This window comes from Bacillus sp. BC08 (assembly GCF_054326875.1).
The window spans coordinates 176407-197808 of sequence record NZ_JBTGPA010000034.1 but is presented as its reverse complement, the minus strand read 5'-3'; the positions used below and the strand labels follow the sequence as shown (position 1 = coordinate 197808).

The window sequence follows — 21402 nt, the reverse complement described above, 5'->3', positions numbered from 1 at the left end:
TTTCACCTCGTTATTGTACGTTTTCAGGAACACCTAAATGTCTTGCAACATAGCGGCACATTTCTTTTTCGAAATTACCATATGTGTATAAAAAGATATCTAAACCTTCTTTTTGATAAAGACGAGTAGGGTCTTCTTGTTGATATTGTCTTAGCCCGATGCCTTCTTTTAAGTGGGTCATCGCATCTAAGTGATTTACCCAGTTCTGATCTAGGAAATGAAGGGCAACATATCGTAGCGACTGTTGTAAATCAGTATGGCTATTTAGTTCATTTACGCGCTCTTTATAAAGAGATAATGTTTCTTTCAAAACGGATTGTAAATCTTCAGGTGAATGTACATTATTCGCTGATAGTGATGGCATGTTTTCTACTGGTAAAATTTCGTTTATATTTTCTGTTAAACGAGCGAAATCCCATTCTTCCGGAAGCATACCTTCTAAAAGATATTGCTTAGAAATGGCTTCTACAGCAGGATCAATCATTGGAATAATAAGTTCAATCATATTTATATCTTCTTGTAACAAGTTATTACGTAATTTATAAATAACGTTACGTTGGTCATTTATTACATCATCTAACTTTAAATTGTACTCACGCATTGAGAAATGGCTACCTTCACAAATTAATTGTGTACGGTTCACGAAATCATGGACTTTAGAAGTTAGAATAAGTCCTGTTTCATCTGTTTTCAGTGATTTATTTAATTTCTCGACTTCTTCTTGCGCGAAACGTTTTAGCATTTCATCTTCTAAAGAAAGGAAGAACTGAGAGCTACCTGGATCTCCTTGACGACCAGCACGACCTTTTAGCTGATTGTCAACGCGTCTTGATTCATGGCGTTCTGTTCCAATTACATGTAATCCACCAATTTCATGGACACCCTCACCTAGTAAAATATCAGTACCTCGTCCGGCCATATTCGTCGCAATTGTAATTTGTCCTTTTTGTCCAGCTGTAGCGATTAAATCGGCCTCTTGTTCGGCACTTTTTGCATTTAATAATTGATATGTAATATTCGCTTCATCTAAGTAACGAGCAACAGTTTCTGATTGTAAAATAGACATTGTCCCAATTAAAATCGGGCGTCCTTGTTTATTGTGCTTTAGAACATCTTCACGTACGGCTTTATATTTAGCATCGGCTGTTACGTACACGACGTCATTTTTGTCTTCACGAATGATAGGACGGTTTGTTGGAATCGGCATAACTTCCATGTTATATACACGGTTAAATTCTTTCTCTTCCGTTTTTGCTGTACCTGTCATACCAGATAATGCTGGATACATACGGAAGAAGTTTTGAATTGTAATGGATGCCTGTGTTTGGTTTTCTTCTGTGATTTCTAAACCTTCTTTTGCTTCAAGAGCTTGGTGTAAACCATCACTTAAAGAGCGACCATCCATAACGCGGCCTGTGAAAATATCTACAAGTAGAATTTTTTCATCATGTACAATATAGTCAACATCACATTGGAAAGCGACATGAGCTCGTAATGCTTGAATCATATAATGATATAAAGTTTGATGTTCTAAATCATATAGGTTATCGATATCAAATAAATCTTCTGTTTTTGTAATACCGTCTTCTGTAAAACTAGCAGATTTCGTTTCTGCATCGTACGTGTAATGAAGAGTATCCTGGAATGACTTAATAACTTTTGCACATAAATAGTGTAAATCAGAGCTGCTTGATTTCTTACCAGCGATAATAAGAGGCGTCTTCGCTTCATCAATTAAAACGCTATCAATCTCATCGATAATAGCAAAATGATAGGGACGTTGTACCTGCTCATTTTTTGAAGATGCCATATTATCACGTAGATAGTCAAAGCCAAATTCTGTTCCAATACCATATGTAATATCAGCTTCGTAAGCAAGTTTCTTTTCGGAAGGATCGATTTGAGGAATATTCAATCCAACCTTTAAACCTAGAAATTCATGAACTTGGCCAATTAATTCTTTATCTCGTTTTGCTAAATAGTCGTTTACAGTAATAACGTGAACACCTTTTCCTTCAAGGGCACGTACGTATGTTGGAAGAGAAGAAACTAATGTTTTTCCTTCGCCAGTTGGCATCTCTGCAATATTACCTTCTAATAGTACAAGACCACCAATTAACTGCACATCGTAGTGACGTAATCCAAGTACACGCTTTGCAGCTTCACGTACAACAGCGAACGCCTCTACTTTTATATCATCTACTGTTTTTCCATCGTTTAGCATGCTTTTAAAGGTGATCGTTTTATGACGTAAGTCTTCATCAGATAAATCAGATAGTTTTTCTTCTAGATTATTAATTTCTTGAACAAATTGTTCATATTTTTTTAGTTTTCTCTTTTGAGAATCTCCTAACAGCTTTTTTACCGAATTCAGCATGTTGTAAACACTCCTCTTACTGACAATAGCTACATTATAGCACATGTTTATCAGGAATAAGTAGAAGTAGTAAATTGAAGAAAAAACTGGATAAAAATAAAGGGTTATTACATATGATATATTTAAAAGCCGTAAAGAAAGAGAGTATTCAATGTATAATAAATTTGGTATGATAGCTAAATGAGATAAAGTGGAATTTTTCAAAAAAGAGAAGAATATAGTTATCTCATTTTATGATGTATTAGGTATGGAAATTATATATTGAAAGAAAAGAGCTAGAAGATGAATAATAAGTTTGTGAAAGGCGCTGCGATTTTAACGATTACAACGTTTCTATCGAAAGTGTTGGGAAGTTTTTTTCAAATTCCATTACAAAATATAGCAGGAGATGAAGTGCTTGGGATTTTTCGCCTTGTTTTTCCTGTATATATGATAGCGTTAACTTTATCAGTAGCGGGAGTACCGCTAGCAATATCACAGTTAATCGCTGAACTTCATGAGAAGAATGATAAAGATGGGATTGCCAAACTATTTACGTCAGCATCTATTATTGGAGTAATATTTGGGGTGCTTGGATTTTCGGTTATTATGATTGGCTCAAGTATGTTTGCAAATATGCTTGGTGGACAAGATACAAGACTTCCATTAATTATCACTTCGTTTGCTTTATTAATCGCACCATATATGGCGGTATATCGAGGGTATTTCCAAGGTTTTGGAGATATGATTCCTACCGGGGTGTCACAAGTAATTGAGCAGTTCATTCGTGTTTTCTTTATGTTAGCAATTGCATTCTTATTCGTATCTTGGAATAAAGATAGTGATGTTGTAACAGGCGGTGCAATGATTGGTTCTTGCCTTGGGGTAATTACGTCACTTATTTATTTGAGATTGAAGTATGTAAAAAGTATATATCGTTATAAAAGTAATACATATTCACTGCAAGACTTTAAAGATAATGCAAAAAAGATACTTCAGGTTTCGATTCCAATTGCAATTGGGGCATTATCAATGCCAGTGTTAAATTTAGTTGATTCTGTAACGATTCCACATATGCTACATGAATCCACTGCAACGATTCAAGAACAATTTGGTATATATAGTCGTGGCTTTGCGTTTACACAATTAATTGTTGTGTTTGCAAGTGCGATGGTATTTCCGTTAATCCCATTGTTAACTGCTGCATTAACAAAGAAAGATATAGCGTTAGCAAAACACACAATTGAACGAACAAATGAGCTTGCTCATGTTTTAACAACGCCGATAACAATCTGGCTCATGGCACTTACAGTCCCGTTAAATGTTGGGTTGTTTACAGATGCGAAAGGGAGCGGCATGTTAGCTATTTTAATTGGTAGTTCGTATTTCACATCACTTATGGTATTATCAATAGGAATTTTGCAAGGAATTAATCGTTCTAAGCAAGCGGCGTGGATAGTTGTTGGAGCGAGTTTTGTAAAAGTCATATTAAATATAGTACTCGTAAGTCAATTTGGCATAACTGGTGCGGCTTATAGTACACTTATCATATATATCATGATTTGTATCGTAAATTATATATACATTCGAAAAGAATTGGCTTATTCGATTCGAATGGGAAGATTTTTTGCTGTAATTGGAGTATCTAGTATAGTAGGTATAGGGTTATATTTCACATCTACTGTAATAAATGTTGTAGATTCTAGACTTATTGCAGTAATATATAGTGGTTTAGCATTTTGTGTGGCCTTGTTCATATATGGCATATGCGCATTAAAGTTGAACTGGATATCCAAAAAGCAAATTCCATTTTTGCGTAAGTAAATTTGTTTATAAATGAGTATGGTTATGTATATGTTTGTGAAAGAAATCAATTTGAAGTTATCCAACTTTTCTTATTAAAGAGTTGATAGCAATTTGTTGAATGACAAAAAGTTGATTGCGAAATGTTGGAGGAGATTAAGAGTGCGGTTAGTTTTATCAGGATATTATGGTTTTTATAATGTTGGGGACGAAGCAATTTTGCAATCAATTATTAAAGCGCTACATGAAGAGGATCCTACTCTTGAGCTTGTTGTACTTTCGAATGACCCCGACTATACAAGAAAAATGTACGGTGTAGAGGCAGTAAATCGCTGGGATATAAGAGCAATTTATAAGGAAATAAAGAAAAGTAATGGTTTAATTAGCGGAGGGGGAAGTCTCCTTCAAGATAAAACGAGTATTAAAAGTATTTTGTACTATACAGGTATTATGCGGATTGCTCGTTTTTTGAAGAAGCCGTATTATATTTATGCGCAAGGAATTGGTCCAATTACGAAAAAACAAAATCGTTTATTAGTGAAATGGCAAGTATCAAAAGCGGCATATATATCAGTTCGTGATGAAGATTCATTTTTGTATTTAAAAGATATGGGTATTAAGAAAGATATCGAACTAGTTCCAGATCCAGTATTGGCATGTCAACCAGAAGGAATGAAATCGGATTGGCTGCAAAAACATTCGATTCAAGGGAAAGTAATTGCAGTTAGTGTGAGATATTGGGATGCGAAAGAAGATTATATGAAGAAGCTAGCAGATACGCTGAAAAAATTTAAGCGTGATGGATACCATATTTTATTCGTACCAATGCATGGACCTTTTGATCAAAATGCATCACGCGATATTATTAACTTAATGGGAGAAGAAGCTCACATGCTTCCTTATAAGCTGGATATCCATGAGAAGATTGCAATTTTGTCGGAATGTTCGCTTCTAATAGGGATGAGACTTCATGCGCTCATATTATCTGCGGTTGCTAATATTCCTATGGTCGGTATTTCGTATGATCCAAAGATCGATTCATTTTTACAACAAGTAAATCAGCCGATTATCGGAAACGTAGATGGTGACTGGACGGCTGAAACTTTGTATAATGTGGCAACGAAGCAACTAGAACAAAAAGAATATGTACAAGCAACATTGGAACAAAGAGTAGAAGAATTGCGAGAACAAATTTCAACAGCGTCTCGCTACATCATAAGTGACTTGAATTCAAAAGAGTTTGAAAAAAGAGGAATGTAATCTTAATTTAAGAGGACATCCTCTTTTTTATTTTTTGAAAAAAAGAAAATGTCGAAAGAAAAGAAACATTTGTAGAAAAATGTCGAATTACATAAGTGATTTTAAATGTATGCTCATAAAAAAAGAAGTTTGAGGGATAAGATGTATGTTTAATAATCCTAACATTAATATATAGGGAATGTTAGAATTCGGCGTTTTACTTAGTAAATTATAAGAAAATAGGTATGGTAATTTCGAAAAATGAGAAGGTAAGAAAAATGTCGAATTACATAAAAATAAACTGTCGATTAATGTCGTAATATCTTCATAGTTAAATATTGAAATTGGAAACGTTTTTCTGCTATAGTTGTAAATGGTTATGAGAAAATTATTTGAAACGTAATTCTGACGCGTTTTTCTTTCTGTTTAAAATATTCTGATTTTATAATCTGGATTTTTAAAATATAAGTCGAAAAAGCGATCGTTTAGAATTGCGAAAATTCACTTTTTTGTCGAATTTCAGATTTTCGATTGGATAAAAATGGTGTATACTTTCTTTGTGATTCTATACAAAGAATACTTTAACCACATTTATATCTACTAGTTTCAAAAATAAATAGAATATCTATTTAAAAACTTATGGAACTAGTATTACATTCCTAAGGAGGAAATATATAAAATGGCAAAGACTAACTCTTACAAAAAAGTAATCGCTGGTACAATGACAGCAGCAATGGTAGCAGGTGTTGTTTCTCCAGTAGCAGCAGCAGGTAAAACATTCCCAGACGTTCCAGAAAAATTCTGGGGAGAAGAGTCTATTAACTACTTAGTAGAAAAAGGCGCAGTAAAAGGTAACGACAAAGGAATGTTCGAGCCTGAAAAAGAAATCACTCGTGCAGAAGCAGCTACAATGATGGCTCAAATCTTAAACTTACCAATCGATAAAGATGCTAAACCATCATTCGGTGATTCTCAAGGACAATGGTACACTCCATTCATCGCAGCTGTAGAAAAAGCTGGCGTTGTTAAAGGTAAAGGCGAAGGCAAATTCGATCCAACTGGAAAAATCGACCGCGTTTCTATGGCATCTCTTCTTGTAGAAGCTTACAAATTAGATACTAAAGTAAACGGTCCTCTAGAAACTAAATTCGATGATTTAAAAGATAGCTGGGGTAAAGATAAAGCTAACATCCTAGTTAAATTAGGAATCTCTGTTGGTACTGGCGACAAATGGGAGCCAAATAAATCTGTAACTAAAGCAGAAGCAGCTCAATTTATTGCTATGACTGACAAGCAGTTCGGACAAAAAGAAGAAGCTAAAGTTGAGTCTATTAAAGCAGTAAACGCTAAAGAAATCGAAGTTAAACTTGGCGCTACAGTGAAAGCAGAAGATGTGGAGAAAGCGACATTCACAATTTCTCAAGGCGACAACCCAGTAAAAGTTGCAGCAAAAATCGGTGAAGACAAAAAATCTGTAATCTTAACTTTAGAAGATGCTGCTATGCTTAAAAATAACAATGCTTATGTTGTAACTGTTGACGGCTTAAAAACTGCTGAAGGCAAAGCAATCCCAAAAGCATTAGAAGTTATCTTCTTTAACGATGAAGTAGCTCCAACTGTATCTACAGTATCTACTCCAGATGGAAAACTTAAAGTTGTATTCAGTGAAAAATTAAATGAAGCAAAAGGTGCAACTGTAGTAGTTAACGGTCAAAAAGTTGAAGGTAAAGTGGAAAACAATACGTTCACTTCTACTAACGCTTTAAACCTTGAAAATGGTAAAGAATTCTCAATCATCGTAACGGGTGCTACAGATTTAGTTAACAACACTATGGAAATGTACGAAGGTAAAGCTACTTACAAAGTAGAAAAAGACACTACAGCTCCAGAAGTTAAAGATGTTAAAGTTAAAGAAATTACTGCTGAAGGAAACGCAACATTAGAAGTTACTTTCTCAGAAGAACTTGCTAATAATGGTCAAGGAACAGTTGTAGTTAAAAAAGGTAAAGAAGGATTAAAATCTACAATTGCTGTTGATCCTCAAGATAAAACAAAGGCAGTTATTGAAGTAACAGGCGCTCTTAAAGAAAAAGAAACTGCTACAGATCTTACAGTTGAGTTTGTTGGCTACAAAGATTTAGCTAACAACGTAGGTTCTAAAGTATCTAAAGCAGTAAAAGTTTCAAAAGACGTTGTAGCTCCTAACTTCGTAAAAGTTGAGGCTGATCAAGATAAAGCAGCGACATTCACTTTTGACAAAGAAGTAACTGCACAAGACGGAAAACTTCGTGTAATTAACTTAGATACAAGTGAAGATGTAACTGCTAATGTAACTGTTGCACCAGCAGCTAAAGATAATAAAAAAGGTATTACACTAACATTCCCATCAAAAGGTAACTACAAAGTTGCTGCTACAAAAGGTTTTGTAAAAGATGCAGCTGGTAATGAATCTGTAGCATTTACTAAAGAAGTAAAAGTTGTAGAAAAAGAAGCTGAAAAAGAAACAGATAAAGTAGCTCCAAAAGTAGAGGGAGAAGTTGTATTCGATAAAAATGCTAACGAAATCAAAGTGAAATTTGATAAAGAAGTAAAAGGTGGCCAAGTTGCAGAATCTGCTTCTAACGTTAACAACTACACATTAGGTGGTGCTAAATTACCAGAAGGTACTTTAATTACTCTAGCTAATGAAAAAGTAACAGTAGAAGGAAAAGAAGTAACAAAAACAACAGCAACTATCGAACTTCCAAAAACATTCACTTTCGAAAAGTCAGAAACAGTGAAGTTCACAGTATCTAACGTTGCAAACAAATCTGGAGTAAAAATGGGTACAACAAACTCATTATTAAATGTTGTAGATACAAAAGCTCCTGAATTCAAATCAGCTAAAATTACAAAAGTTAATGCTAAAGAAATCACTTTAACATTCTCTGAAGCTGTAAACGTTAATACAGCTGACTTCACAGTTGATTTAAACGGTGTAGAATTAACTGTAGCAAAAGCTGACGAAAATGCAGAAGCTGCTAAAGACGTAGTTCTTAAAGTAACAGCTCCAACAGATGTTAACTTAGCAACTGGTACAGTAACAGTAAAAGCTACAGAGTTAGAAAATAATGCTAAATATGAGTTCAAAACTACTGACAAAGCAGGAAATGCACTTGTTGCTTTCAAACCAGTAACAGTAACTCGCTAATTAAAATTTATTTCAATAGAAAGAGTCCACAACATGTGGGCTCTTTTTTATCTAATTTTTTATATAAAAGGAGCTCTGAAATGTAGATCATATTTTGCAGATTAGTAGTTAGTTGTATTGAGAAATAAATCGAAAACGCTTTCAAAAGTAGAAGAATATCCCACCGATATGTAAATTATTTGTAAATTCACACCTTTTCCTGTTAAAAAAACCTTCGAAAAGAAGAAAAAAATGTCGAAATGCAATCATTTTAGTCGAATGTAGTCTGAAAATTGTATTTATTGTAAAAAATATTTAGGTGATGAAGTGGAAATATGTGCTATAATTCCAATTGTGTATTCGATATGAAAAATATACGAAGCGCAGTGAGAGTGGTTTATAGGAAAACAGTTTGTTTATTTCTATATTTGAGTATTATTAATATAAAAATAATACGATTAAAAGACTGAATTATCAGAATGTGTCGAATCTTCTTTTGAGAAAGTTCTTGATAACGAATGGTTTTGTATAGTATGATGAACTTGTTTCAAAAAATGGTATTTAAACCTTATATTTACATTTAGCGGTTTGTATCATTTTATTATGTGAACTACTTTTCATTATAGTATTTTTGTTTGTGTTTTTATTGTTTTATGGTTTTTCTAACTAGCTAGTTTTCAAATTTAATATGATATGAAACTAGTAGCATATTCCTGAAGGAGGAAATTTATAAAATGGCAAAGACTAACTCTTACAAAAAAGTAATCGCAGGTACGATGACAGCAGCAATGGTAGCAGGAATTGTCGCTCCAGTAGCAGCAGCAGGTAAAACATTCCCAGACGTAGAAAACCACTGGTCTAAAGAATCAGTTTATTACTTAGTAGAAAAAGGTGCAATTGCAGGTAAGCCAGACGGTACATATGCTCCAGATGAGACAATCGATCGTTCTTCTGCAGCTGTTATCTTCACTAAAATTTTAAATTTACCAGTTGATGACAATGCGCAACCTTCTTTCAAAGATGCTAAAAATACATGGGCTGCTAAATATATCGCAGCAGTTGAAAAAGCTGGTATCGTTAAAGGTGACGGTAAAGATAATTTCTATCCTGAAGGAAAGATTGACCGCGCTTCTTTCGCGTCTATGCTAGTAGGTGCTTATAACTTAAAAGAAAAAGTAGATGGCACATTAGTTACAAAATTTGATGATTTAAGAGGACATTGGGGTGAAGAGAAAGCTAACATCCTAGTTAACCTTGGAATCTCTGTAGGTACTGGTGGTAAATGGGAGCCAAATAAATCTGTATCTCGTGCAGAAGCAGCTCAATTTATCGCATTAACAGATAAAAAATATGCAAAACCAGAGAACAGTGATGCGAAAGTAACAAACGTTGCTGCTACTGAGCCAACACAATTAACGTTAACTGGTACAGGATTAAACAAGCTTACAGCTGAAGATGTTACGCTTGAAGGAAATAAAGCAATTGCACTTGAAGCGAGTAAAGATGGGAAATCTGCAGTTGTAACATTAAGTGGAAAAATTGCTCCAAATAAAGAGCTTCCTGTTAAAGTAAAAGGCAATACATTTATTGTGAAGTATGTATACGAAGTGAAAAAATTACGCGTAGAACAACTTACATTTGATGACGACCGTGCAGATCAAGCAGTTGTCTTCAAATTAAATGAAGAAAAAGATAACGCTGATATCGAGTATTTAGATATCGCTGGTCATGATGTGAAATTTGTTGCGAATAAATTAGATGGCACTCCAGCAAACATCTTTGAAGGTGGCACTGCAGAGTCAAAAACTGGTAAACTAGCAGTTGGTATCGATGAAGGTAAATACAAAGTGGAAGTACAAGTTACGAAACGTGGCGGCATCACAGTTTCTAACACTGGTATTATCGAAGTGAAAAACCTTGATGCAGAAGCAACTGCAATTAAAGATGTTGTATTTGCAGTAGATACAGATAAAGCTGGTGTGAATTACGCTAAAGCTTTAAGTGGAACAGACTTCACATTAAACAGCAAAACTTTAGTTGCTGGTGAAAAAGCTGGTATCCACAAAGTTGTTGCTCAAATTAACAAAGAAAACAAAGTTGTTGATCCTAGCGCGATTAGCCTAAAATCATCTAATCCAGGTGTTATCTCTGTTAAAAATGGTGAAATTAAAGCTGAAGCAGCTGGTTCTGCAACACTTACAGTTAAAGTTGGCGATGTAACAAAAACATTTGATTTCGTTGTAAAAACGGATACTCGTAAACTTACAACTGTAAAAGCTAATCCAGATCAATTAAAAGTTGTAGATGGTAAAGAGTTACCAGTAACATTCGTAACGACTGACCAATACGGCGATCCATTTGGTGCAAATACTGGTGCTATTAAAGAAGTATTCCCACAAACAGGCGTTGTAGCTGAATTAGATGTTACTACAACAAATGAAGGTTCTATCGGTACATCTTCAATTAAAGTTAAAGGTGCAAAAGTTGGAGCTGGTACAATCCACTTCCAAAATCCAAATGCAAGTGGTGAAGGCTACGGATCACTTCATGTTGAAGTTACGAAGAGCAATATCGGTCATGAAGCTCCACGCTTAGAGCTTGTTTCTAAAGCTGGTCAAAAAGGTGAAGCTGCTGACACTACACTTGGTGCTGGAAATACAGTAGCATATCAATTATCTAATTACACTACTGAAGGCGTATATGCTGATGCAGCTGATTTAGCAGGATATGAGTTTAGAGTAGGTAATGATGCTATCGCTTCAGCTAAAATTGAAGGGAAAACATTAAAAGTAACAGGTAAAACAGCTGGTGTTACAGATGTTATCTTAACGAAAGATGGCGCTACAGCTGGACACGCAACAATTACTGTTACACAAGAAAATATCCAAATTACATCTGTTAAATTTAAAGATGTAGAAGTTGAGCAATTTGAAAACCGTAAAGTTGATATCGACAGAGTACTAGACGTTGTGAAGAGTGATAAAGATGATGTTCTAAATGGCATCAAATTAAACATCTCAACAGAACATAAAGTACGTATCGTTGATGCTGAAGGTACAGAGCAAGGTAAAGTTTACCTAGATCGTAACGACAATGCTACATTCGACGGTAACGATGTTGTGCTTGGTTATGTAACAGCTGTTAAATCAAATGATACAGTTTCTAAAGAAGGAAATGAATTATTCAACTTCTTAACTGATGAAACTGCTACTAAGAAAAACGACGTCTTCAAAGGTGTAACAACTGCATTTGGAGATAAAGGTACAGTAATCTTTAAAGTAATGAAAGATAGAGTAGCACCAACTACTGAGTATGGTACAAAAGCTGTAACAATCAACGTTATTAAAGAAAAAATCTAATGATTAGATTTACAATCCTCATGTCATTGTGACATGAGGATTGTTTTTTGTTCTGAAAAAATAGGTGTCTTTAGAATCTTCTAAAGACACCTATTTTTAATAGTTATTTCTTAAATTTAAACATATCCCCACTCAAATTTGAATCACTATACACGAACAATACCATGTTAATGTTGTTGTCTTTAATGTATTGATATACATCTTTTTCGTGATAGTGACGCAGGTCAAGGATGGACGTATGTTTAAAGCTTTGTGCTAAGTGTGGCACGATTGCGTTTGCGAATGAGTCTTTTAGGACTAAGGCGCGTACTTCATTTGGTGCATTGTTATTTTCAAAGACGATTTCTGGATAGTCGTCTGTGTAATAACCTGCGTATGATGTTGTATCTTTTTGTTTTTCTACGCCGTATATGCTATCTAAGTTTTGATGAACAGTACCTGTCACATCTTTTGCGGTTACGCTTGTGAAGTTGAAACCGTCTTTCGGTGTGTAGTAGCACAATTTTTCACCTGTTGCATCGATGAGTTGGTATAGTTGGTTGTTGAAGCTACCGACTAAATGCTTATTTTGCGCACATGTACGAGTGTAGTCTTCTTTTTTTATTTCTTTTCCTTTATATATAGAAGATTGTTGCCCGATTGTGTTCATTATATATTGGTAGCCTAAGAAGGCACCATCCATATTCCAATGATGATCTGTTTTGAAATACATGTCCTGTATTTCTTCGTTCGTATAGTTCTTTTTAAATTGCTCCATCAGTTTTATTGGCTTTACGTCAGCAGGAAGTTTTTTTAGAAAGTAATTTAAATTGTCCTGTGCATATGTATAAATATGAGAAGGTAATTTAAATGATAAAGCATTCGTTTTTGACGGTGGTAAAGCAAAGTAAAACTCAACGTTTTGTTCTTTTGAAAACTGAGATAAGTCTTTTATAGCGGGCATGGATTGGTCAATTTCATTATATTTTTTCGTCCACGCTGGATTTTTTAGGAGCCATTTATCATCAGTCAAAATAATGTCGTTAATGAGAGATTTGCCCATATTAATTTGGGCAATTGTATAGCTTTTAATAAATTCATCTCGTCCGATTAGTTGATCATTTGTGTATGTTTCAAAATCTTTAAAGAAGCTACCAGTTAGGAGAGCTTCTTTCGTCATTGCTGGTTTTTGAGCGAGCGGTCGATTTTCAACTGGTGAAATGGCTCGGTCTGTTTTGAGTAACGATAATATGCCAAATGAAAAGATAATGGTGAGAAAACCGATTAATAGGATGAGGTTTCCCAATTTTTTCATAGTAACTTTTCCTTCCTACATAAAGTGAAACTTTAATCAGTGGGGGGAATCCCCCACTGATTATTAGTTGAACCAATCGGGCTTTTACGGGCAGTTGATTCCCACCTAACTTCTTTGTTTTCGCTGAATTTTGAGGTGGGGGTCTTACTGCCCATTAATGCGGGATAAGTTAAAACCTGAAATAAATAAATGGATTATATGTTGAGTTAATCAAGTACATAACCGAAATCATAAATAATGATAGTAATAATATAGGACGTACAATTTGCATCATGAACATATACGTTTTTGGCGCAAGTTCTAGTATGTTTTTTATTCGTTTTAAAATTGGTGTCGCTGCGATAAAGGCAATGAGAAATACGATAATGTATTCATGTACGTATAGCATAGTATTGTCATCAATGAAAGATTGTCCTCCTATGCCGAACATCGCTTTTAAATATTGGAAAGAGTAAGCGAAGTTGTCAGCTCGGAAGAAGACCCAGCCAATCATAACGATGAATAATACGTATGCATGTTGCAGCGGTTTCCATAGTTTGTTTAATATTTTTTCGAATCCGGCTTTTTCAATTGAAATAATAAAGCCGTAATATAAGCCCCAGGCGATAAATGTCCAACTCGCCCCGTGCCATAAACCAGTTAATCCCCATACGATGAAGAGGTTACGATAATTCGCTAGTTTTGAAACGCGGTTTCCGCCGAGCGGGATATATATGTAATCGCGGAACCAAGAACCAAGTGTAATATGCCATCTTCTCCAAAACTCTGAAATAGATTTAGAGATGTACGGATAGTGGAAGTTTTTCGGGAAATCAAATCCGAACATTTTTCCAATTCCGATTGCCATATCAGAGTACCCTGAGAAATCGAAATAAATTTGCAGGGTGTAGGCGATAATACCAATCCATGCCGTTCCAACACTTATTTCAGATGGTGGTAAGGCAAATATTTTATCGGCTACAAAACCTACTTGGTTGGCGATTAATATTTTTTTTGCTAGTCCGAGAACGAAAATTTGAATACCTTCTGTGAATCGTTCAAAAGAATGGATACGCGTTTTAATTTGCTCAGCGACGATATTGTAACGAACAATTGGTCCAGCAATAAGCTGAGGGAAAATAGATATATATAGCGCTAAGTTAAGTGGATTTTTTTGAACATCCCCATCTTTACGGTATATATCGATGACATAGGACATCGCTTGGAATGTATAAAATGAAATTCCAATTGGTAGTGGAATAGGTTCCACATGAATAGATAAATGCAATACGTTGTTTAAAATGTCTGTGAAAAATGAAATATATTTAAAATAAGACAGTAATAAAATATTTCCGACCACAGCCATAATTAAGAATGTGACTTTCATATTTTTTCGTTTATCATAATGATGCACGAGTAGGCCAAAGCAGTAGTTTAATGCGATGGAAAAGAGCATTAAAAGAACGAAACGTGGTTCGCCCCATGCATAGAAAATTAAACTAAATGCAAGTAATACGAAATTACGTAGCTCGGCACGCACTATAAAATAGCAAAATAATACGAGAGGTAAAAAGATAAATAAGAAAATCGAACTACTAAATACCAAAGGACTCTCCTCACTTTTTCGAAATACATTTCGTGCAAAAAACCGACATATCTATTATATATTCTTTTATATAATGATGCCTTTAATATTTTATCATGTTAATAATTCGATTAAAATAATTATTCTATATAATAGAAGGAAAGCGGTATGGAATCCTTTTGACACTCGCTATCTGGATAAGATAAGATGAATAAGGTGTGATTTGTTTAGAAGGGAAGAGATGGTGTGTTATTTAACTCGTTTGAGTTTATTTTTTTATTTTTACCGATAGCATTTCTTTTATATTTTCTATTAAATAAATTTGGACAAACTACTTTAGCGAAAGTTTGGCTTGTGGCAGCATCTTTATTTTTCTATAGTTATTGGAATATAAAATATTTGCCGCTTATGTTAATATCGCTCATTGTGAACTACTTTATCGGAATGAGGCTCGTGAAGTATAAGAGCAAACTCCTTTTAACAGTAGGCTTAATATTTAATATAGGAATGCTTAGTTATTTCAAGTACTATGATTTCTTTTTACAAAATGTGAATTCGTTATTTGGAAGTCATTTTACATTACTATCATTAACGTTACCGCTTGCGATTAGTTTCTATACATTCCAAAAGATTGCGTTTTTAGTAGATACGTATCGTGGGGAAACGGAGGCATGTCATTTTCTTGATTACGCTCTGTTCGTAACATTTTTCCCGCAACTTATTGCAGGGCCAATTGTGCACCATGCGCAAATTATGCCGCAGTTTGCTGATCGTAGTAAAAAGCGTTGGCAATCAAATTATATCGTTCTCGGTATTTTTGTATTTGCCATCGGTATTTTCAAAAAGGTAGGGATTGCAGATGTGTTATCTCCCGTTGTACGAGAAGGGTTTGATGTACAGCAGTCGCTAACATTTGTTGAAGCGTGGCTTTCCTCATTAGCGTTTACATTCCAGTTGTACTTTGATTTCAGTGGATATAGCGATATGGCGATTGGGATTGCGTTAATGTTTAATATTAAATTGCCTCAAAACTTTAATTCCCCTTATAAAGCGGTGAGTATACAAGATTTTTGGCATCGCTGGCATATGACATTAAGCCAGTTTTTAACGAAATATGTGTACATTTCTCTTGGTGGAAATAGAAAAGGAATTACGCGTACATACGTCAATATTATGATTGTTTTCTTAATAAGTGGACTCTGGCATGGAGCGGGTTGGACGTTTATTTTCTGGGGATTCCTGCACGGATTAGCTTCTGTCATTCATCGTCTGTGGAATAAAGCAGGAGGTCGCATGCCGGCCTGGGCAGGATGGCTCGTAACGTTTTTCTTCATTAATATAACGTGGGTATTCTTTAGAGCAACATCGATGCATGATGCGGTGAAAGTGTTAAAAGGAATGTTTGGGTTTAATGGATTCGAACTAGCAAATAGCGTGTTCCCAGTATTTATTATGGAGAAACTACAATTTTTAAAAGAGTACGGTGTTTCATTTACTGAAGCATATCATGTTTCATTATTAGATACGAAAATAGTTGCGTACATTTTCGGAGCAGTATGTATTAGTTTCTTCTTAAAAAATTCAATTCAGTTAAAAGACTCATTCCGTCCGACAGTATGGACGGCGTTATTTACTGCAATATTACTTGTGTATAGTGTGTTGCATTTAACGAGTATTAGTGAGTTTTTATACTTTAATTTCTAGGTGGAGAATATGAAAAACAAACAGTGGCTTATTTTCGTTTTTGTATGTGTTTTTGTTCCACTTGCAGGTGTTGGAATATTTAATGGCTATGCAGATTCGCTTTGGTTATTCTCGCATAAAAATAAGTGGAATGATGTTCAGTTTGGGTTTAATGAGAGGCAACAAAAAACGAATTATATAACATATCGTCAGTTTACATATGATGGCGTTATACTTGGAAGTAGTAGAACAACGTTTATCAATGAAAATGATTTTACGGGATTAAACGCATTTAATTATGCGGTAAGTAGTACAGATCCGCGTGAATATGATGCGTACATTGAATATGCAAAAGAGCGAAAAGGTAGTGAACTATCTTCTATTGTGATTGGTTTAGATTTCCTTGGAACGAACAAAAATAGAGAAATCGGTTTTGATAAACCAGAAGTGTATATTAAGGAGGCGCAAAGCTTACTATATCCAATTAAATCGTACGTGAGTATGGATGGGATTACATATTCCCGAAATACAATTCAAAACTCCATTCATCACAATAAGACTATCGATGTATATAATCGTGATAATGTAAAATCGATGCGTGAGTATACGAAGGAAGAACGGGATGCACAAATTGCCGCGCAAGTAGATAAATTTAGTAGAGAGATTTATGGCGGGAATTATGATTATCAAAATATGAAGGAAATATTGGGTACTGTAAAATCCCATAATCCGAATGCAAAGTTTTATATTTTTACAACGCCTGTTTCAGAGCCATTGTTCCGTACGATGATTCAATCAGGACGATGGGAAGATTATAAAAGATGGCTCCATGATGCTGTCGATGTATTTGGAGAAGTACATCATTTCATGTATTTAAATTCAGTAACAAAGAATTTAGATAACTATATGGATGGACATCATTTCAGACCAGAAATCGGGAAGATGATTGCACATAAAGTTGTAAATGAAGAAGATAGTACTGTGCCGAAAGATTTCGGTATTGTTATTACGAAGGACAATATTGATGAGGTGCTGGAGGAAATTCGGGCGTCTTTTCAATAGAAAGAATAGTTTTGTAAAAAAGACTGAATCATAATGTGATTCGGTCTTTTTTTACAGGAAACATAAATGTTGGTGTAGAAATATTAGTTTGGATAAGGGGAGAGGCATAATTAGGGGGGAGAAGAATGAGTAAATTCGGATTGTACGGTAAGTTTATTGTTGAGGAAAGTAACCGGGAAGAATTAACGAATATTTTGCTAGAGGCGGCGGAATCGATGAACTCACTTCATAGTTGTGAGGTGTATATTGTAAGTACTTCTGATGAAGAGCCGAATGCTGTATATGTTTTTGAAGTATGGAGTAATGAAGAAGCACATAAAGCATCTTTAATGTTAGAGTCTACACAAAATTTAATAAAGCGAGCAAAACCAATGATTACTGGAGCAGAAAGAATGAGTGCTTTGAATGCTAGAGGCGGTAAAGGATTGGAATAGAAAAGAAGCAGCATCCAGATGGATGCTGCTTCTTTTATTCTATTTCTAAATCAACAATTAAGTAAGCAAGTATCACAACAAAGAAAATGCTAACGGCTGGTGCTGTTAATACGTGTCCAGACATAAAGCCGATACCGAGCGATAAGACGAGTGTGCTAGCTAGTAGCATATGTTTTACGCTAAATAGTTTCTTGAAGTTTGTGATTAAGCGAATGAATATTTTTATACCGAAATAAAGAAGCGGCAGTAAGTACATAAGGAAGCCGACAATTCCGAATGCGAAGAATAGGTCGTGGAAATCCATTTCGACTAACTTCATTTTCGTTGTATAGTTACCAGCGTAGCCCATTCCAAATAGTTTTTGAGATAGTGGTGCTTCTTTATAGTATTGTTTATATACTTTTAAAAATTTGTCGCGATCACTGTAAATTAAACTCTTCATTTCAGAGTCTGTTAGTTCGCCTTCTTTATGTTCTTCTTCTGTGACTACTTTTCCTTCTTTTCGGTCTTTTTCTTCTTGTACTGATTTTTTGTATTCATATATTTGTAAATGGATGCTCATGTTTTTTGCGATAGGAGTTTGCGGTGTAAGTACGAGTAACCCTCCTAATACGACAGCAGCAACAATTGTGTTTACAAGATATGTGAATCCTTTTCCTTCTTTTTTACGATGAATCATATATTCAATGAATAGGAAGAAAAGGGCGATACCAAGTGTAATAACGATGGCACCATAGCCTACTTTTGTTCCAATCATAATGCTTGCATACATCGCAAGTACAGTTGGAATCCAGTAATACGCTTTTGAGAAAGAAGTTGTTTTATGAACCGAGTATAAGACAACGATTGGGAACATAATTGCGAAAATGGAACTTAAATCATTTCCAGCAAAGAACCATCCTCTTGAACCGATCTTTGAGTTTGGATAGCTTGGGAAATCTGTACCAGTTGCCATAGCCGCGATGATTGAAATGCTTAATATTAACGTTGCATATAAGAAATACGTAATGATTTTATGAAACGCATATTCGTTATTTTTTAATTCTTTTAGTGCGATAATATATCCAAACAGTAGTACAATTGGATATACACTTTTCAAAATAAATTTCACTTCTTCTCCAAATGAAACTGGAGATTTGACCATTAAATTATTCACAAGGCCGATTGCGAGTACGATGCCAAAGAGACATAAATAAAGAATATACTTTTTCGCGCCTTGTTGTTTATGATGAAGAAGTAGATAACCTAATGCAAGAAGCATAAAGGCAAAACGGACTACGATTCCGACTGTTGCGCTCATGTGTAATACATAGATTGAAAAAGACGTTAATAAATCTAAAATTGGTTGAAACACAATGAATAGCAGTAGGAAATGCGGGAAGTAGTTATCCGTCTGTTTTAACTTAGTAACCATATGTGCCTCCATTTCTTCATTCCTTTATTTCAGCACTTCTATATATAATAGGAAGGAAAATGAATTTCTATATTTGATTTTTTATATCAAACTTAAGAATACACCATTTCATTGTAATGGTAAATAGATGAGGAGAGGCGATAAACCGACTTTAATTGCTATATTTTTTAACGGAATTGTATGTTTTATGCAGGGTTCTATACAAATTCTGAGATTATTAGACAGAAAATTAAGAAAAAAGAAGGGTTTTTCAACTCCTTTCTATAATTATATAAGTATAATCTTTATCCCACTTTAATGGGCAGTAAGATCCCCACCTCAAAATGCAGCGAAAGCAAAGAAGTTAGGTAGGGGATCAACTGCCCATAAAAGTCCGATTGGTTCAACTAATAATCAGTGGGGGATGAAGAAAACCCCCACTGATTAAAGTTTCACTTTATGTAGAAAAGAGGGGTATATAATGGAAGTAACAAGTAAAACAGAATCTGTTGTTGTGAAATATGAAGGGCGCGTTGCAACGGTTATGGTCAATCGCCCAGAGGTGTTAAATGCATTAGATGAGCCAACGTTAAAAGAGTTATTACAAAAACTGAAAGAAGTAGCGGAGAGTTCTGCACACATTGTTGTGTTATGCGGGAACGGCCGTGGTTTTTCTGCGGGTGGAGATATTAAATCGATGCTTTCAAGTAATGATGAAAGCAAGTTTGATGGTATTATGAATAATATTTCTGAAGTTGTTGTAACTTTATATACGATGCCGAAGCTTGTTATTAGTGCGATTCATGGACCAACTGCTGGTCTTGGATTAAGTATTGCATTAACAGCTGACTATGTGATGGCAGATATATCATCTGTTATTGCGATGAACTTTATTGGAATCGCTTTAATTCCAGATGGTGGCGGCCATTTCTTCCTTCAAAAGCGCGTCGGTGAAAATATGACGAAGCAAATTATTTGGGAAGGAAAGAAATTATCAGCAACAGAAGCGCTTGATATCGGCTTAATTGATGAAGTAAGCGGCGAGGATTTCCAAACGGCTGTGAAGCAAAAAATTAGTGAATGGTCACAAAAGCCGATTAAAGCGATGATTCAAACGAAGCAAATTTTATGTGAAGTAAATCGCTCTAATTTAGAACAAACATTGCAGCTTGAAAAACGCGGCCAATATGCGATGAGACAAACAGCGGATCATAAAGAAGGCATTGCTGCATTTTTAGAAAAACGTTTGCCAGCATTTAAAGGGGAATAAAGTGAAATTTGAATGAATGGTAGTTTTACTGCCGGTTAATTTAAGGCAAAGGGGAGAAAGTGCTAACACATTTTAGTATAATTGTGTTAGCACTTTTTTTAAGGAGTAATATATGAAGAAAATTATCGGTGTTATCGGCATAATTGTCATAGCATATTATGCGTTGCATAGTACACCATCTATGGCGGTACGGACTGCTTTGTTTTTTGAAGGACATCCAAGCGTTGCGTTTTCTGGCGAGGTGACGAAAGAAAAAGATGTGAAAAAAGAAGCAATTCCAGATGAGTACCAAACTTTATATGGTAAGGAAGAAGAATCAGAGCACTATTTCTTTCCTCACGTAAGGGCGCATGGATCAGGAATTGATATGCTTAGTGCGTGCGTGAAGAAAAAATGGTTTTTCTATAAAGCAGAGCTCGGTTGTTATTAAACATAGGAGGATGAATGATGTCAGCATATAACAAGTTAGTAAGAGACCGTGTTCCAGAGAAGATTTTGATGTCTGGAAAAACATATACAGCACAAAAATTAACAGGACACGCATACATACAAGCTTTAGCGAAAATTGGAACGGAAGAAATTCGTGAATTTGCTTCCATGAAAGAGCGTGAACATGCGCTTGATTCTCTTGCAGATGCACTGGAAGTCATCATCTCATTAGCGCGTGCAGAAGGTGCAACAATTGAAGATGTAGAGCGTTTACGAAAGCAAAAAGAAATAGAGCGCGGTGGGTTTGAAAGAGGCATTTATTTATTAGATGTGTCAGAAGAATAGTT

General features: G+C 35.0%; 14 protein-coding genes. 10 read left to right on the top strand and 4 right to left on the bottom strand.

Features of this window, described 5'->3' with window-relative positions:
- Positions 1-10 precede the first annotated feature (10 nt).
- The gene (gene secA2 / locus ACXVYO_RS17090; protein ID WP_458467943.1) at positions 11-2377 is read right to left on the bottom strand and encodes an accessory Sec system translocase SecA2; all 2367 of its coding nucleotides are present in this window, start codon (positions 2375-2377) and stop codon (positions 11-13) included.
- A gap of 282 nt (positions 2378-2659) precedes the next feature.
- On the opposite strand from secA2, the gene ACXVYO_RS17085 reads away from it, so the two are divergent.
- From ACXVYO_RS17085 to ACXVYO_RS17070, 4 genes are all read left to right on the top strand, one after another.
- Entirely contained in the window at positions 2660-4180 is a 1521-nt protein-coding gene (locus ACXVYO_RS17085; RefSeq protein WP_458467942.1) for a putative polysaccharide biosynthesis protein, read from the top strand.
- Positions 4181-4321: 141 nt separating this feature from the next.
- Complete coding sequence (gene csaB / locus ACXVYO_RS17080; RefSeq protein ID WP_073518877.1) at positions 4322-5419, top strand: polysaccharide pyruvyl transferase CsaB; 1098 nt, start codon at positions 4322-4324, stop codon at positions 5417-5419.
- Positions 5420-6077: 658 nt separating this feature from the next.
- Positions 6078-8588, top strand: coding sequence for an S-layer homology domain-containing protein (locus ACXVYO_RS17075; RefSeq protein ID WP_458467941.1), 2511 nt, complete (start codon positions 6078-6080; stop codon positions 8586-8588).
- 713 nt (positions 8589-9301) lie between these two features.
- The gene (locus ACXVYO_RS17070) at positions 9302-11926 is read left to right on the top strand and encodes an S-layer homology domain-containing protein (RefSeq protein ID WP_336180885.1); all 2625 of its coding nucleotides are present in this window, start codon (positions 9302-9304) and stop codon (positions 11924-11926) included.
- Positions 11927-12029: 103 nt separating this feature from the next.
- On the opposite strand, the gene patB1 is transcribed toward ACXVYO_RS17070, so the two are convergent.
- Together patB1 and ACXVYO_RS17060 are read right to left on the bottom strand one after the other, a co-directional pair.
- Positions 12030-13220: a secondary cell wall polysaccharide O-acetyltransferase PatB1 gene (gene patB1, locus ACXVYO_RS17065; RefSeq protein WP_458467940.1), complete on the bottom strand. Its 1191-nt coding sequence runs from the start codon at positions 13218-13220 to the stop codon at positions 12030-12032.
- Between the two features lie 169 nt (positions 13221-13389).
- Complete coding sequence (locus tag ACXVYO_RS17060) at positions 13390-14805, bottom strand: MBOAT family O-acyltransferase (protein WP_458467939.1); 1416 nt, start codon at positions 14803-14805, stop codon at positions 13390-13392.
- A 225-nt stretch (positions 14806-15030) separates the two neighbouring features.
- Between ACXVYO_RS17060 and ACXVYO_RS17055 the strand changes: the two genes are divergently transcribed.
- From ACXVYO_RS17055 to ACXVYO_RS17045, 3 genes are all read left to right on the top strand, one after another.
- Positions 15031-16488: an MBOAT family O-acyltransferase gene (locus ACXVYO_RS17055; RefSeq protein ID WP_458467938.1), complete on the top strand. Its 1458-nt coding sequence runs from the start codon at positions 15031-15033 to the stop codon at positions 16486-16488.
- A gap of 9 nt (positions 16489-16497) precedes the next feature.
- Positions 16498-17529, top strand: coding sequence for a hypothetical protein (locus ACXVYO_RS17050; RefSeq protein ID WP_458467937.1), 1032 nt, complete (start codon positions 16498-16500; stop codon positions 17527-17529).
- Between the two features lie 125 nt (positions 17530-17654).
- A complete protein-coding gene (locus ACXVYO_RS17045; RefSeq protein ID WP_458467936.1) occupies positions 17655-17963 on the top strand; it encodes a putative quinol monooxygenase in 309 nt (102 codons plus the stop codon).
- Positions 17964-17997: 34 nt separating this feature from the next.
- On the opposite strand, the gene ACXVYO_RS17040 is transcribed toward ACXVYO_RS17045, so the two are convergent.
- A complete protein-coding gene (locus tag ACXVYO_RS17040) occupies positions 17998-19377 on the bottom strand; it encodes an O-antigen ligase family protein (protein ID WP_458467935.1) in 1380 nt (459 codons plus the stop codon).
- 460 nt (positions 19378-19837) lie between these two features.
- Between ACXVYO_RS17040 and ACXVYO_RS17035 the strand changes: the two genes are divergently transcribed.
- The 3 genes from ACXVYO_RS17035 to ACXVYO_RS17025 all read left to right on the top strand — a co-directional run bounded on the left by ACXVYO_RS17035 (position 19838) and on the right by ACXVYO_RS17025 (position 21400).
- On the top strand, positions 19838-20626 hold the full coding sequence (locus ACXVYO_RS17035) for an enoyl-CoA hydratase (protein ID WP_458467934.1): 789 nt from the start codon (positions 19838-19840) through the stop codon (positions 20624-20626).
- A gap of 112 nt (positions 20627-20738) precedes the next feature.
- Positions 20739-21056, top strand: a complete 318-nt coding sequence (locus tag ACXVYO_RS17030; protein ID WP_458467933.1) for a hypothetical protein — start codon at positions 20739-20741, stop codon at positions 21054-21056.
- A 17-nt stretch (positions 21057-21073) separates the two neighbouring features.
- Positions 21074-21400 carry a nucleoside triphosphate pyrophosphohydrolase gene (locus ACXVYO_RS17025; RefSeq protein WP_001277346.1) on the top strand — a complete coding sequence of 109 codons (327 nt, stop codon included), beginning with the start codon at positions 21074-21076 and terminating at the stop codon, positions 21398-21400.
- The last annotated feature ends 2 nt before the right edge of the window (positions 21401-21402 follow it).

Coding starts and splice junctions, on each gene's coding strand:
- secA2 (WP_458467943.1), bottom strand. CDS start 2,377: ATGCTGAATTCGGTAAAAAAGCTGTTAGGAGATTCTCAAAAGAGAAAA.
- ACXVYO_RS17085 (WP_458467942.1), top strand. CDS start 2,660: ATGAATAATAAGTTTGTGAAAGGCGCTGCGATTTTAACGATTACAACG.
- ACXVYO_RS17075 (WP_458467941.1), top strand. CDS start 6,078: ATGGCAAAGACTAACTCTTACAAAAAAGTAATCGCTGGTACAATGACA.
- ACXVYO_RS17070 (WP_336180885.1), top strand. CDS start 9,302: ATGGCAAAGACTAACTCTTACAAAAAAGTAATCGCAGGTACGATGACA.
- patB1 (WP_458467940.1), bottom strand. CDS start 13,220: ATGAAAAAATTGGGAAACCTCATCCTATTAATCGGTTTTCTCACCATT.
- ACXVYO_RS17050 (WP_458467937.1), top strand. CDS start 16,498: ATGAAAAACAAACAGTGGCTTATTTTCGTTTTTGTATGTGTTTTTGTT.
- ACXVYO_RS17045 (WP_458467936.1), top strand. CDS start 17,655: ATGAGTAAATTCGGATTGTACGGTAAGTTTATTGTTGAGGAAAGTAAC.
- ACXVYO_RS17040 (WP_458467935.1), bottom strand. CDS start 19,377: ATGGTTACTAAGTTAAAACAGACGGATAACTACTTCCCGCATTTCCTA.
- ACXVYO_RS17035 (WP_458467934.1), top strand. CDS start 19,838: ATGGAAGTAACAAGTAAAACAGAATCTGTTGTTGTGAAATATGAAGGG.
- ACXVYO_RS17030 (WP_458467933.1), top strand. CDS start 20,739: ATGAAGAAAATTATCGGTGTTATCGGCATAATTGTCATAGCATATTAT.
- ACXVYO_RS17025 (WP_001277346.1), top strand. CDS start 21,074: ATGTCAGCATATAACAAGTTAGTAAGAGACCGTGTTCCAGAGAAGATT.